The organism is Pseudovibrio japonicus (assembly GCF_014651595.1).
Classification (GTDB): domain Bacteria; phylum Pseudomonadota; class Alphaproteobacteria; order Rhizobiales; family Stappiaceae; genus Pseudovibrio; species Pseudovibrio japonicus.
On record NZ_BMXE01000001.1, the window covers coordinates 345,679 to 359,716 of the forward strand.

18 protein-coding genes and 1 pseudogene are annotated in these 14,038 nt (G+C 51.6%); all 19 read right to left on the bottom strand.

What is annotated here, in order from left to right; genetic code table 11:
* Positions 1-101: 101 nt before the first annotated feature.
* The 19 genes and pseudogenes from IE076_RS01450 to motA all read right to left on the bottom strand — a co-directional run bounded on the left by IE076_RS01450 (position 102) and on the right by motA (position 13,990).
* Entirely contained in the window at positions 102-437 is a 336-nt protein-coding gene (locus IE076_RS01450; protein WP_189434716.1) for a hypothetical protein, read from the bottom strand.
* 196 nt (positions 438-633) lie between these two features.
* Complete coding sequence (locus IE076_RS22960) at positions 634-1,860, bottom strand: flagellin N-terminal helical domain-containing protein (RefSeq protein ID WP_189434718.1); 1,227 nt, start codon at positions 1,858-1,860, stop codon at positions 634-636.
* A gap of 189 nt (positions 1,861-2,049) precedes the next feature.
* Positions 2,050-2,805 carry a flagellar type III secretion system pore protein FliP gene (gene fliP, locus IE076_RS01460; protein WP_189435570.1) on the bottom strand — a complete coding sequence of 252 codons (756 nt, stop codon included), beginning with the start codon at positions 2,803-2,805 and terminating at the stop codon, positions 2,050-2,052.
* Positions 2,805-3,299 carry a flagellar basal body-associated FliL family protein gene (locus tag IE076_RS01465; RefSeq protein WP_189434719.1) on the bottom strand — a complete coding sequence of 165 codons (495 nt, stop codon included), beginning with the start codon at positions 3,297-3,299 and terminating at the stop codon, positions 2,805-2,807. Before IE076_RS01465 ends, fliP begins: the two co-directional genes overlap by 1 nt.
* Positions 3,300-3,310: 11 nt before the next feature.
* Positions 3,311-4,021: a flagellar basal body L-ring protein FlgH gene (flgH, locus tag IE076_RS01470; protein WP_189434721.1), complete on the bottom strand. Its 711-nt coding sequence runs from the start codon at positions 4,019-4,021 to the stop codon at positions 3,311-3,313.
* Complete coding sequence (locus tag IE076_RS01475; protein WP_189434722.1) at positions 4,018-4,569, bottom strand: MotE family protein; 552 nt, start codon at positions 4,567-4,569, stop codon at positions 4,018-4,020. Before IE076_RS01475 ends, flgH begins: the two co-directional genes overlap by 4 nt.
* Before the next feature lie 78 nt (positions 4,570-4,647).
* The gene (flgI, locus tag IE076_RS01480) at positions 4,648-5,772 is read right to left on the bottom strand and encodes a flagellar basal body P-ring protein FlgI (RefSeq protein ID WP_189434724.1); all 1,125 of its coding nucleotides are present in this window, start codon (positions 5,770-5,772) and stop codon (positions 4,648-4,650) included.
* Between the two features lie 4 nt (positions 5,773-5,776).
* On the bottom strand, positions 5,777-6,259 hold the full coding sequence (gene flgA, locus IE076_RS01485) for a flagellar basal body P-ring formation chaperone FlgA (protein WP_189434726.1): 483 nt from the start codon (positions 6,257-6,259) through the stop codon (positions 5,777-5,779).
* A gap of 9 nt (positions 6,260-6,268) precedes the next feature.
* Positions 6,269-7,057: a flagellar basal-body rod protein FlgG gene (flgG, locus tag IE076_RS01490; RefSeq protein WP_189434727.1), complete on the bottom strand. Its 789-nt coding sequence runs from the start codon at positions 7,055-7,057 to the stop codon at positions 6,269-6,271.
* Positions 7,058-7,080: 23 nt separating this feature from the next.
* Positions 7,081-7,437: a flagellar hook-basal body complex protein FliE gene (gene fliE, locus IE076_RS01495; RefSeq protein WP_189434729.1), complete on the bottom strand. Its 357-nt coding sequence runs from the start codon at positions 7,435-7,437 to the stop codon at positions 7,081-7,083.
* Positions 7,437-7,853, bottom strand: coding sequence for a flagellar basal body rod protein FlgC (gene flgC, locus IE076_RS01500; RefSeq protein WP_189435571.1), 417 nt, complete (start codon positions 7,851-7,853; stop codon positions 7,437-7,439). Before flgC ends, fliE begins: the two co-directional genes overlap by 1 nt.
* A gap of 8 nt (positions 7,854-7,861) precedes the next feature.
* Entirely contained in the window at positions 7,862-8,314 is a 453-nt protein-coding gene (gene flgB, locus IE076_RS01505; protein WP_244649577.1) for a flagellar basal body rod protein FlgB, read from the bottom strand.
* A gap of 91 nt (positions 8,315-8,405) precedes the next feature.
* Positions 8,406-8,834, bottom strand: coding sequence for a BspJ family T4SS effector nucleomodulin (locus IE076_RS01510; RefSeq protein ID WP_209008749.1), 429 nt, complete (start codon positions 8,832-8,834; stop codon positions 8,406-8,408).
* A gap of 60 nt (positions 8,835-8,894) precedes the next feature.
* A complete protein-coding gene (flhB, locus tag IE076_RS01515; protein ID WP_189434730.1) occupies positions 8,895-9,956 on the bottom strand; it encodes a flagellar biosynthesis protein FlhB in 1,062 nt (353 codons plus the stop codon).
* 54 nt (positions 9,957-10,010) lie between these two features.
* Complete coding sequence (locus tag IE076_RS01520; RefSeq protein ID WP_189434732.1) at positions 10,011-11,042, bottom strand: flagellar motor switch protein FliG; 1,032 nt, start codon at positions 11,040-11,042, stop codon at positions 10,011-10,013.
* A 51-nt stretch (positions 11,043-11,093) separates the two neighbouring features.
* Positions 11,094-11,348 (bottom strand): annotated as a pseudogene (gene fliN, locus IE076_RS01525) (flagellar motor switch protein FliN); the annotation flags it as partial.
* A gap of 158 nt (positions 11,349-11,506) precedes the next feature.
* Complete coding sequence (locus IE076_RS01530; RefSeq protein ID WP_189434736.1) at positions 11,507-12,154, bottom strand: hypothetical protein; 648 nt, start codon at positions 12,152-12,154, stop codon at positions 11,507-11,509.
* Positions 12,135-13,100 carry a flagellar motor switch protein FliM gene (locus IE076_RS01535; protein ID WP_189434738.1) on the bottom strand — a complete coding sequence of 322 codons (966 nt, stop codon included), beginning with the start codon at positions 13,098-13,100 and terminating at the stop codon, positions 12,135-12,137. The genes IE076_RS01530 and IE076_RS01535 overlap by 20 nt, the downstream gene beginning before the upstream one ends.
* Positions 13,100-13,990, bottom strand: coding sequence for a flagellar motor stator protein MotA (gene motA, locus IE076_RS01540; protein WP_189434740.1), 891 nt, complete (start codon positions 13,988-13,990; stop codon positions 13,100-13,102). Before motA ends, IE076_RS01535 begins: the two co-directional genes overlap by 1 nt.
* Positions 13,991-14,038 lie beyond the last annotated feature (48 nt).

Consider the following 14,038-nt stretch of genomic DNA (forward strand, 5'->3'; position numbering starts at 1 on the left):
TCGCTTTTCAACCTTGCGCGAACGTGATCTGGATTGGCATTATGCGAAAATCCACGGTTTCTCGAAGGCTTGGCAAATAATTCGAGAGAAAATCAACGGGATCAAGTATATGCACCAGCGTAGGCAACGCGCTGAATGCTCGGTAATCCGCTGACAGACAAGCCTAGGGACAGCCCTTTCAGGTCGCGACTAACACGGTCGGCTGTGGCATTGATCGCGATAATCGCGCTAATACCGCAAACATTTTGCAAAGACGGCCCTGCCTGATCTAGAAGCGCATCCTGCGCCAATCCGGCAACCGAACACCAGCATTGCTCGCCGCCACGCAGCACACTTATCAAATCTCCCGAGAAGCGACCTGAGGCGCGCGCGGAAACGTCCGGCTTCCTTGCTTCCATTTCCTCCGCAGCGGAGAAATTTAACTGATCACCCAACATCAAACAGTGCTCCGCCTACAGCAAACCAACAGGAGAAAGTTTCATGAACCCTTGTTACATTTACAAATATATTTAGTCGAACTTGCCTAAACCTGACTTAATACAATTTTATCTAAAATTTTATCGGAAGTACAAAGAAAGGCCCCGGCAATGAGCCGGGACCTTAAAGCTTTCAGTGCTCTCAGAGTTTTCCGGATTAACGGAACAGGCTGAGGATGTTCTCGGAACCAGAGTTCGCGATGGACAGAGCCTGAATACCGAGCTGCTGCTGGGTCTGAAGAGCTTTCAAACGAGTAGACTCTTCGTTCATGTCGGCATCAACCAGCTGGCCAACACCACGCTCAATCGCATCAGACAGATCGCTTGCGAACTGCTTTTGCATATCAACACGTGCCTTTGCGGAACCAAGGTCAGTCGCTGCATCAGTCATAGCCTGAAACGTTGCATCGACCTTTGCCACAACCGCAGTCAATAGAGCCTTATCCAAAACAGAGTTGGTCAGACCGCCAATATCAAAATCCAGGATAGTACTCTTAGAAAGAGTATCAGTCGCAGCGGTCAGGTCAGTCTGCAACTGGTCTGCATCCGCTCTCAAAGCCCCCGCAGGTACAGCTGGAGGCCCGGCCACAGCCGCATCGAACAAGTCCTCTACATTAGTTGCAGTTGGCAGTGTGGCTGGAACGTTATTGACGTAGTGCTCCGTGACCATCGCTGCCAATGCATCCGCTTCGATGCCAGTGAGATCATTACCACTGCCGTCCTGGAAAGTGACTGTTACATTGTTAACATCACCACCAACCACTATGGTAAGGTTGTCGATATCAACATCGTCTCCGATATCAATAGCACCCAACTGCGAAGAGAGAATGCCACTATTAGCGGCGGCATCGCCGTTGGTATCAACCAGAACAATAGAACCTGTATCCACTTCAATGTTCTGAATCTCGACCTGTCCCTCCGCTGTACGCGTAAAGGAGCCAACGATTTCCTTCATCAGGTTATCGGTGGACTTGTCCTGCTGCAGCCAGTTTTCACCAGAGAAGTTCGCGGAAGACGCGATTGTTTTCAGCTGCTCCTGGAGCTGGTCAATATCAGCCTGGATCTTTTCACGATCGACGGTACCATCTTTAGCGGTGGTCAGCTTAGCTTTGATCTGATCAACAACTTCAACAGCCTTGTCCATCGCGGTAAAAGCAACATCAACAGTCGCAGCACCAAGACCCAAGGCATCTTCAACGGCGCTCAACGCTGTATTGTCAGATTCCATCGTTGTTGCAATGGACCAGTACGCCGCGTTGTCAGACGCATCAGAAACGCGCATACCGGTGGAGATGCGGTTCTGAGTGGTTGCCATGTCGTTGTTGATGCCCTTCAGAGTCTGAAGAGCGACCATGGCGGAGGTGTTGGTCAAAAGAGAAGACATAATTTTTGTCCCTTGTTTAGAAGAAATGGGACATTCCGGATCTAAATGCCGGAGTTACAGAATAGCATCATGCACTTTGAGGTTCAAAGCCTGTAACAGAGCTTCACGATGACTCATGAAACTTACGCCAACCTGACTCAGAGCCTAAGGCAAGAAAAAAGCCCCGAAACGGGGCTTTCAACTTCGAAGCTAAGTGAAGGACCTTATCAGGCCACCGGTCAGCAGATACCACCCATCAATCAAGACGAAGAACAACACCTTGAAGGGGAGAGAGATGACTGTTGGGGGGAGCATCATCATGCCCATGGACATTGTCAGGGTCGCGACGATCATGTCAATGACGACGAAGGGCAACGCAATCAGGAAGCCGATTTCGAAGCCTCGGCGGAGTTCTGAAATCATAAAGGCTGGAATTAGGACACGCAGGTCCAGTTCGTCCAAAGGGGCATCCTTCTCGTAGTTGAAGGCACTCACTGCCAGATCGTCGAAAAGAACCAGATCTTTTTCGCGCACGTTATCCAACATGAACTCCCGGAATGGCTTTGTCATTTCCTTGTAGGCGACTTCCTCGGAGATCTCTTCCTTGATCAACGGCTGGAGGCCATTCTTCCAAGCTGCGTCAAAAGTGGGTGCCATGACGTAGAAGGTCATGAACAGAGCAAGGGAGATGAGGATAATATTTGCAGGAGTAGTTTGAAGACCGATACCGGAGCGCAAGAAAGACAGCGCCACGACGAAGCGGGTGAAGCTGGTCACCATGATCAGGATGCCCGGTGCCAATGAGAGCACTGTCAGGATCATCACATACTGGATGATCCGACCGCTTGCTGAAGCCTGACCTGCCGGGAGCAGATCACTCAGGTTTACATCCTGAGCTGATGCAGGAGCAACGCAAAATAATGCGAAAAAGCTCAAAAAAGACGCAAATAACGCAAACCAACGCATCATTGAATTACCACGGATTCCAGGACGAGTTCTTTGACGAATTTTCCGCCTCTCATCTTGGCGCGTTCGTTGAGATCATCACGCAAACGTAGCAGGCCTCGAGTGCCTTCCAGCTGACGCGGACCTAAGGTGCGGGCGTAGAGCAGCAGATCTTGCTCAATCTGCTTGACCAGCAAGGATTGATCCTGTTCTTCAATTGCATTTTGCATAAGCACCACAGAGGCTTCGATGCGGATCCAGTTTTTGGACGAGGACAGCAGGTTAGTCACAATGGGTTTTAGGGAGACGATCTGACTGTGCTGCGTGTATTCGGGATTGATCAAAGCGCCGCTGGTTGTCTTTTGTTCTGCCAGATATTTACTGTGAACCTGATCAACCAGTGTTGAGCCTATTCCCACGCCGCCTGCGCCGGCAACTGCTGTTACAATAACAGCTGCCACTGCGATACCGGGCCAGGAATTTTCGGAGGTTAGCAATTGCGGTTTAAGAGCCATTGAAGCCTCCCTTAGAGCGGACTAATGATATCAATGACTTGCTGCCCTATGCTGGGTTGCTGCATTTCGGTTACACGTCCGCGGCCACCATAGGACACGCGTGCTTCAGCGATCTTGTCATACTGAATCGTGTTGCGACCGGTGATGTCTTCAGGACGCACAATGCCCGCGACAGACAGGACACGAACCTCGTAGTTGACGCGCACTTCCTGCTGTCCGGAGATGATAAGGTTGCCGTTTGGGAGCACTTTGGTGACCACGGCTGCGATGGAAAGATTGATTTCCTCACTCCGATCGATTGCGCCCTGCCCCTTGCTGCTTGTTGCACCAGAGCCGGAAACACTTACATCTGCTTCACCTGAATCTACCTCACCCCAGGAGAACGCCCCGCGCAAGCTGGTTGAACGCGATGAGTCCCGTTTTCGCTCACTGGAATTGTCCAGTTTTGCCTTGTCGTTGATTTTGATCGCGACCGTCAGCACGTCACCCACTTGCTTTGCACGCGGATCACGGAAGAAATCCTGCTCACCATCCGCCCAAAGCCCGTGATAAGCACGATTGGTGCGGCCACTGTTCTTCGCCGGAGCCGCTGGAAGAGCTGCAACGTTTGGCTGAAGCCCCTGCCCTAGCGGGGTTAACTGAGGCTCCTGACCAACGTTTTTCATGGAACTACAGCCAGTTAGCGTAATTGCGGCGAAAATGCATACCAAAGTGCGCTTCACTGTGTGTCTCCCATACTCTGTTTTGCGGCTTGTCGAGCTGTAAGTTCTGCCATCATGTCTGTGAGGTATGCAGCACGGTCCGCAGACAGCTCAGCCAAGACCGAACCGGCTTTGCGGGCTTTCATCTGCAAGAGAATTGAAACTGCGGTTTCATCATCCAGCGCGGTGAGCTGCTGTGCGGCTGCATCCGGTCGCATATTGGCATATATATCAACCACATGCCCCTCTGCACGACGCAGGATGTCATCGCGGCGTTTGACCCAGCTGCGTAGCTCTGCGATTTTTGCGTCGAGCTCGGAAATCTTGGATGTCATCTGATGTTCGACATCAAACAAAGCCCGCATCTGCCAAGCAATTCGAGTGTCTTTTGCCTGATCAGCAATCGCTTCACAGTAATTTCTGGCCTGCTCGATCGCAGCGCTCAGATCTTGTGTCTCTTCTTCGCTTGTCTGAGCGCTTGCAGTTGCAAGCGACACGCACAAACCGAGAGATACCACTGCACACTTCAGCGGAAAGAATTTCTTCTTAGAAAGCTTTAGGAGAGGCATTACAACTCAGTTCCAATAGGTTTAGCGGTACATTGAAGCCACAAGCTTGCCCGTGGCTTATCCAAGTGCCGTGTCCTGTTATTTGACCACGAGAGTTGCCTGTAGAGCCCCCGCCTGTTTAATCGCCTGGAGGATTGCAATGATGCCGCTCGGCTTTAGACCGATACGGTTCAAGCCTCTGACCAGAGTTTGCAAATCAGTTCCCCCAAGCAGCTGGAGCTGCCCTTCTTCTTGCTGCACATCGATATCTGTGCGTGGCACAACAGTGGTTTCTCCTTGCTGAGAAAACGGAGCTGGCTGGGACACTTCAGGGCGCTCGGAAACGCGGACTGTCAGGTTGCCGTGGGTTACAGCCACTGTAGAAATGCGCACGTTCTGGCCAATAACGACTGTTCCGGTACGCTCATCTACCACGACTCTTGCTGGTGTGTCTGGCTGAACCATCAAGCCTTCAATCTGCGAGATGAAGCGGACAGAGCTGATGCCTGCGGGGCGCTGGACTTGCACGGAGCGATAGTCCAGTTCGCTGGCCAGCTTCATGCCATAGCGATTGAGGGAGAAGGCGTTGATTGCATCTGTGACGCGTATTGCTGTCTTAAAGTCCGGGTTTTTGAGTTCCAGAACCAGTTGCGGCAGAGACGAGAAATAGTCTGGCAACGTCTTTTCGATCAGCGCGCCATTGGGAACACTGCCTGCGGTTGGTACGCCCTGCGTCAGGCTACCAGCATCACCTTCCGCCAGAAAACCAGAAACTGACACGGAGCCTTGTGCCACGGCGTAGACGTTTCCATCTGCGCCCATCAACGGCGTGACGAGCAGCGTACCGCCTTGCAGGGAGGATGCATCTCCAAGAGAACCTACGGAGACATCGATGCGTGAACCGTTGCCAATAAAGGGAGGCAGCTCAGCGGTTACAACAACAGCCGCGACATTTCGTGATCTTAGATTGGATTCACGAACGTTGACCCCCATACGCTCAAGCATGGATTGCAGGGATTGTTCGGTGAAAGGAGAGTTGCGCATTGTATCGCCGGAGCCGTTCAGGCCAATTACGATACCGTAGCCGACAAGCTGGTTTGAGCGCATGCCGCGCAGGTCAGCTATATCCTTGATACGAACCAGCGCAGATGCAGTCTCAATGCTCAAAAACAACGCAAGAAAAGCAAAGAAGATTGCCCGCAGAGAACGGCTTTTAACACGCACGACTTTACTCTCCTTCAGCCAGCAAAGATCCATCGTCCTGCACTTTGCCCATAACACTTAAACCAGTATCAGGGTTTCGCGCCCTGATGTTTGTGCCAACGGCACCGGATTCCTGCGCTTCAACGATGGCGCGGATCTCCAACCCTTCTTCCTTAAAAACCAGCAGTACTGAAGAACCGCGCTGCACCACAACCGGGTCCTGCACTGCATTTATCGGGATAGGTTTTCCGGGAAAAAGAGTCCTTCGCGCCTCAAGGCCGACCACGTCGTCCATTCGATTTGCTATGGAAAGCTGCGCCACCGTTGATTTGATGAATCCGTGCTCACGAAGCATTCCTTCTTCGATCTTGTCGCCCGGATAAATCATCATGGCCGGTACAGGAAGCTTTACAACTTCGCGCCGGCTTGCCGCTGATGCCGGCGTAACACACACCGGCAGAAACAAGATCAAAAGGATCAGGCTTTGCAGTCGCTTAGAAGCACTCATAACCGCGCCCTAGCGAATGCCCTTGGATACGGTTCCAGCCATATCATCGGCAGCCTGAATGACTTTGGAATTCATCTCGTATCCGCGCTGCGCACTGATCAGGCTTGTGATTTCCTTGACTGGATCCACGTTGGCGGCTTCAAGATAGCCCTGACGAATAACGCCGAATGATCCTTCGCCAGCAATACCAGTGTTAGGCGCGCCTGAGGCCTCCGTTTCGCGGAACAGATTGCCACCGATTGCCTTGAGGCCCGCGTCATTGACGAAGCTGGTCAGATTGAGCTGGCCGATGCTGGTTGCTGGAGTTCCGTCTGCGAAGGAGGCGAAGACTTCACCACTTTCATTGACGGTCACCTTCACCGCTTCAATAGGCACGGCGATGCCAGGCTGAACCTCATACCCATCAAGCGTTACGAGATCCCCTTCGCCGTTCACATTGAATGCGCCAGCACGGGTGTAAAGAGCCTCCCCATCGGGCCCAACAATCTCGAACCAACCTTGCCCATCAATTGCCAGATCAAACGCATTGTTGGTTTGCGCGAGCGCCCCTTGCGAATGCAACTTACGCACTGCGGCGGTTTTCACACCAAGACCTTGCTGAACACCTTCGGGAACCGGGGCAGCGCCACCACGATTAGAAACACCTGCGGCGCGATCCACCTGATAGAGCAAATCAGAAAATTCTGCACGTGAGGCTTTAAAAGCGGTGGTGTTCATGTTCGCGATGTTATTGGAAATAACTTCGAGGTTCTTCTGCTGAGCAGACATACCCGTTGCGGCAATAGCAAGAGCCTTCATGAGGAAAACCTTCTTTCAATCAATTAGATACTCATACGAGAAAATTCTTGATAGGCCTCAACGACCTTATCACGCACAGCAACTGCGCTCTTCAAGGAAAGCTCCGCCTTCATCACAGCTTCAACCACTCTTTGAGCAGATACTTCGCCGCGCACCGCTGCAACTGACGTTGCTTCTGCGGCTTTCAGATCGCCTGCGGTTTCACGCGCCACGTCCGCCATAGTGTCAGCAAAACTACCCTGAACCCCTTGTGTTTGCTGGGTATCCTGCGCACCGCCAACCAGGTACTGGCGAGTATGGGAGACGGAAGAGACATCATTTACCCCACTGGTAAATGTTGACACGCGCGAGACCGCACTCAGCGCCGAAAAATCCGCCATTACCTACTCCTCAGCAAATCAATTGTACGAGTAATCATTTCTCTGGACTTGACCATCATCTGCAGACCAGCCTCGTAAGAACGGGAGGCTTCACGCATATCAGCAAGCTCAAGCAGAGTATTCACATTTGGGTATTTTACGTTGCCGTTCTCGTCCGCTGCCGGGTGCGAAGGATCAAATTCGATACGGTAATCACCTTTGTCCGTACCGACACTTTTTACTTCAACGAGATTGGCACCAAGCGCACGATCAACTTCAGATTTAAAAGTAATTGTCTTGCGCTGGTACGGATTGGCGCCGGGGGTGTCGCCCGTCGATTGCACGTTCGCCAAGTTCTCTGAGACGATACGCATACGCTGCGACTGCACCCTCAAGCCTGAGGACGAAATCTTCAAAGATGCTGCGAGTGGATCAATCATTATCCCTATCTCCCTAAGCTGGACTTCATCAAACCGTAGAAGGACCCAACAAGTTGGGTGTTGAGAGAATGCTGCCTAGCAACCTCACCCGATTTAATCAGTTCTTGTTCCAGGGAAACGGAGTTATCAGAGACAGTGACTTGCCAAGCGTCACCATCATTTACGCGCACACGGCGAGAATTTGTACCATCCTCACTGATGTGCCCTGACTGAGTCGCCGCCATGCGGATGCTGGTCTTGTCCAAAATGTCCTTGAAAGGCTCAACATCCTTACTCGCATAGCCAGGAGTATCGACGTTTGCAATATTTTCGGAAATTGTTGATTGCCGCACGGACAACCAAGAATTCTGCCGCGAAACCAAACTAAAAAGATATACGGGCTCCAAAAAATCCACTCCGCTACAAAAACTGCCCGAATTTGATAGCAGTGCAATCTTGTCCGTAGCTGGTGGAATCAACTTTCTCTCAAAAACCAAAGAGATTTACTGAGTTAGTCAAGTATTTATCTTTAATTTAAAATTTTATATTAACAAAATGTTAAAATGAAAACTACCGCGAGACGCATGCATCGGAAAGCGCAGCTTCGAGCTGTTTTGTGTTCTCATGAGCGTCCTCACAAGGCTGCTCGAATGAGATGAATTTCACATCAATTGCCGAGTTTAAAGAGAGCAAGAACAGATGGAATATGACGTTGACGCCATTGTTGGCAAACTTCATGTGCAGGCAAACGGTGACATCGCCATTCCAGTTCAAGTCAATCGATGAAGTGCCGGCATAGGTCAGCGTGTCGGGTTTGAAATGAAGCTCAGATGAAGATTCCAGCAGATCAGTCAGGTTTGCGTCCTCGTTTGAGAGGATATGGCGTGCCAAGGAAGACAGGTCACACAACCGCAATTCGGCAGCGATTGGCTTCATTGCATTTGCGATCAGCGCCTCGCGTAAAACATCTTCTGACGCTGCAGAAAGATCAGTTTTCATCAGTTCGGTCTTTATGGACAATTAACCCTCGCAAGGCAGAAACATGCTTAAACTAAGTTATTAGCGCTTTAGATAAACATATGAAATGATTTCTGCTACCGCACGATAATATTCCTCTGGAATACTCTGATCTATTTCTACGGCGGCGTAAAGTGAACGCGCAAGTTGTCGATCTTCTATAACTGGAACATCATGAATATAAGCCAGCTCTTTGATCTTCAGCGCGACAAGATCCTGCCCCTTTGCAACAACACGTGGTGCCTGATCACCATCACGCTCATACTGGAGCGCAACGGCGAAGTGGGTTGGGTTTGCAATTACAACGGCGGCATCCTGCACCGATGACATCATGCGCTTGCGGGCTCTGTCACGCGCAAGAGAGCGCAAACGCGCCTTTACGAGTGGATCGCCTTCAGCTTGCTTGAACTCGTCCTTGAGTTCCTGATGTGACATACGCAGGTTCTTGCGCCATTGAAATCTAGCCAGCACCAGATCAAAGCCAACAAGGAAGATGGTTGCAACACAAATTCCGGAGAGCAGCGTCATCGCCACAGACAAGATAAGCTGCGGCAACTGGCTAGGGTCATTGTACATTGCAGTGAAGGCAACTGCTTGTTGCGATTTCAGAACCAATGCAGCGACCACGACCACCGTTACAAGCTTGAACAATGACTTTACAAACTCCATGGCCCCATTGACACTGAAGAGCCTTCCAAGCCCCTTTTTTATGGAGATCTTATTGAGCTTGGGCTCAATTCTATCCAACACAAGCCGCGGTGTGTTCTGCATGAAGGAGGACGCCAGACCAAAGAAGATCAAGAGGGCAACAATTGGCCCAAGAAACCAGACGAGTTCAAGCGATACAGCGGACATTAACTGAACGGGTTCAGCTGCACTTACGAAGCTGATTTCTCCGGGGTTATCTAGGAACCACTTGAGAAAGTGGACCAGTCCTTGGGCTTTATCGACTGCAACGAAGGACAGCACGAGCAGCAGGGCGACCATGGAGGCAAGCACGGACGCCTCCTTGGAGACGGGAATATTCCCCTTCTCCAAGGCATCACGGACCTTTTTCTCCGTGGGCTCCTGTGTCTTACTATCGGGATCCTGGTCTTCTGACATGCAACCTGCCGCTTCTCAAGATGGTTTGACAGACTCTCAAAGTCATGCCGAAGCTTAGACGTAGACTTCCTCTCCACGACCAATCTCAAGATCGATTTCACCGGCATTGGCTTTCTCAAGTGCAAGATCGGTGATCTCTCTGCGCGCATCCATCACTTCACGCTGTGTCATAGGCTCTCCGGAAGCAAGATCGTTCTCAACAATCCTACGTGCACGGGAAGCCATGCTTGCAAGAATAGCCTGTCGGAACTCCGGCGGTGTGCCCTTGAGGGCAGCAGTGACAACCTCACTAGGAACATCGTCAAAGATGGCGGTTCTGGTGCGCAGATCCAGATTCTGAATATCGTCAAAGGTGAAGAGCAATGCATCAAGCTGCTCTGCGGATCTAGGCAGAGCCTCGCGCAGGTTGCTCAGCGTATCTTCAAGATCGTCGCGCTCCATCTTATTGAGGATATCAGCCATACGAACGTGGGAATCTGTGCCTACAGTTCGGGCGAAGTTCACCATGAAGTCTTCGTGCAGGGTCTTCTGCACCTCTTCCATGACATCCTCAACAATTGGCTTGAGCGTCAGCATACGGCGAACGATCTGGTTGCGCTTTCTGCGCGGGATCTGGGAAATCACGCGGGCTGCGCCACTGGCTGAAATCTTGGAGAGAATGACGGCAGCGGTTTGCGGATGCTCTTTTTGCAGATAGGTGGACAAAACATGCTCTGAGATCTGTGAAACCTTGTCCCAGATCGAACGCTTGGAATACCCCATAACGTCCGACATGATTTCGGCAACCTGATCTTCCGGAAGAATCCCCTTCAAAAGACTCTCTGCACCTTCGGCGGTACCGAACAGGTTCACACCGCCTGAGAAGAGCTCGATAAACTCTTCAATCAGTTCATCGAGTTCACTCGCAGGAACTGTGCCCAGATCTGCGGCTGCCCGGATGATCATCCGCATTTCGTCGTTGTCGAAATGCTTCAGAACACGGGTTGCCTTATCACTTCCCATAGCCAACAGCAGGGCCGCCGCTTTCTGATGGCCATTCTTTCTGGAAATGACGCTTCCCATTTCAGCTGGAACAACACTGTTCATTCTCTACGCGCCTCGGATACACATATTAAATCAAGCACAGCTCATGTGCGGCTAGTTGTAGCTGCCTTTTGCGCCAACGATCTCAGTCAAAGACACACCAAACCGTGAGTTATCATCCTCAACAACCACGATTTCGCCGCGCGCCACTGTGCGGCCATTAACAACGATATCAACCGGCTCACCCACACGGTGGTCCAGCGGTATCACCGCTCCTCGGCCGAGCTTAAGCAAGCTGGCCACTGGCATGGTTGCGGATCCAAGGACGACCTGCATATCGACCGGGATGCCCAGAACAGCATCCAGATTGCGGTCAACATTTTCGTTGCTCACGCCTTTTTCGGGCTGCGCTGCGGTGGACTGCGGGGTAGACGCAGGCGCTGCCATGTCCATATCCATCTCAGCCTCAGAAGCAGCTGCTTCCCATTGTAATGCGAGGGCTTCGTCACTCATTTCATTTGAGCTGCTCATTGCGGATCATTCTCCTTCTCAGGACTTTCCTCGTCCTTTACATTTACAGATCTGAATGTGGCGCTCTGGCCGAAAGAAACTTTTCTAACTCTGACATTCTGATTATCGATTGCAGAGACTGCGGTGCCTTCCTCGCTGTCTGACACAGGTGGCTTGGCAACCCCGGTCGCAAGCAGCAATGCAGCTGCATTGGACAAACCAGCTGTTGTGGTCTTCTTCTTTGACCGACCACCAGATTTCAACGCTCCACCAGAACGGCGTCCACGGTCTCCGCCAGGCCTTGGCGGCGCATCGCTCAAACTGATTCCGACTTCATCGCTCTTTTTGCTCAGCCATTCGATATGCTCCTGAAGCGCCTTCATTTCTGTTTGCGCCTGTAGGATTACACCTGAGATATCGACCGTGGTTTCACGGGCTTCATCAATCCGCTGACCAAGGCTAGTGAGAATTTCCTCTCCGCGTACGCGGATTTCCTGCAAGGACAAACCAACATTGTCCATCGCTTCGGAGGTTTGATCGAAGATCCTTTGATAGTCCTCATGATAGCCAGACAACTTTTGCAGCTGCCGATACATGACAACCACACGCCAGGTGGTAATCAGAAGAGCGAAGAGTAAAAACCCGTCAATTAGATAAGATATCATCCAGAAGTTCCCCTTCCTGCTCGATCAACTCTTCTACGCGGACGGTGTACGACCCTGCGACCTGACCGAGACGGCAGTTAAACAAGGGCTGGCCGTTGCATTCGAGCTGGACGGCAGTCTTTGGTGTGGCATTCAATTCAAGAACAAGCCCAACCTCGAACTGCGCCACTTCTTCCAGCGTCATGCGCTGCTCTTCGAGAATGGCGGTAAGCTGGACTTCGGTGCGCTGAACTTCCTGCTGGAACTGTTTCGTCCAACGGGTATCGCGACCTGCAACTTCGCCGGAAAGCACCTGTGTCAGGTTCTCGCGCAGTGGATTGAGCACCGACTGAGGAATGATGATGAATATCTCACCTTCACGACCAATGATCTCCGCTGTCATCTTCGCAAGTACGCACGGATTACTTTTCCGCCCGGTCTGCGCAAATTCCATTCGGTTTTCGAGGCGCTCGACTTTCAGCGACGTATCGGCGATAGCCTCAAACGCGGTCTCCAGCGCCGTCGCTGCTTCCTGAAACATTCGATAGGCGAGCCGCTGCTCTACGTTGGTCAAGGCGCGATCTTCCAAGAACGCTTCTTCCTCACCATCGCCACCGAGAAGAACCTCAACCATGGAGAAGATGAAGGCACGGTCAAAACCGAGCAAGATACGCGCGTCCCACTCCTGCGCATGAAGAACAGCAACAACAGCGCGATCCTCATACTGCTCAAGTGCATCACCGATGCGCTCGTTGGAGACTGACTCTACAGCCAGATACGGCGCAGTTGCAGCCATCTGGCGGAGCGTATCAATGTACTGACGCGCCATCCGGTCAAAGACCACGTGCAGCATGGGGAGACGATCAACACCAAGACCCGCCGCGTCCAGCAGGCGAGAAGGAAGATCCATCTTGGCACCCTGAGCGGCAATCATCTCTTCGCTCATTTCCATTTCTTGCGGATCCATTACGCCTCACCTTCCGCGGCAGCAGCGGCCACAGCAGGACCAGCAGTCATTGTTTCCACCTCAACTTCATCAATTGTCGGACGATCATCTGCACCGATGGTTTTGCGACCATGCTCCAGAGCAATCTGCGGCGCTGCGCCATTCATAAAGGCAAGCAGCGTTTGCTTCACCTCGATATAGAGACGGTAGCGCTGTTCGCGGACGGCCTTGATCTTGACCGCAATTGGGCTAACAATGCCGTAGGACAAGAAAATTCCAAGGAATGTACCAACGAGTGCAGCACCAATCAGGTTACCAAGTATCTCCGGCTCCTGATCAATCGCTCCCATAGCCTTAATAATACCAAGCACAGCAGCGACAATGCCAAGAGCGGGCAGAGTTTCAGCCACAATACTCAAAGCCTGATAAGGCTTCATCTCTTCACGACCAAGCGTGTGCAGCTCTTCATCCATCAGCGCCTCAATCTCATGAGGGCGAACATTTCCAATGATAATGAGACGGAAGTAATCGCAGATGAAACTTGTCAGTGAGACATTGGCAAGAACCCGCGGAAAACGCTGAAACAATTCAGCCTCTTCCGGCCTGTCAATAATTTGCTCAACGTCGTTACGCCCTTTTGCACGAAGGGTTCTCATAAGCCCATAAAGCACACTAAGCGTATCCAGATGGTCACGCTTTGTAGGCTTTGCGTTCAGCAACGCCTCCTGAATACCACGTCCGGTATCCTTAATCGTTTTGAAGGTGTTTGCCACCACGAACGTACCAAAGGCAGCGCCCCCAACAATCAGCAGCTCAAAAGGTTGCCACAGCACCTTCATATAGCCACCCATAGCAACATAACCACCAATGATGGATCCAATAACGATCACCAGACCGACTAGAATATTCAATTTGCGCTCCACACACTTATTGGACAAGCACTTTTCCTAGTTTGTGGT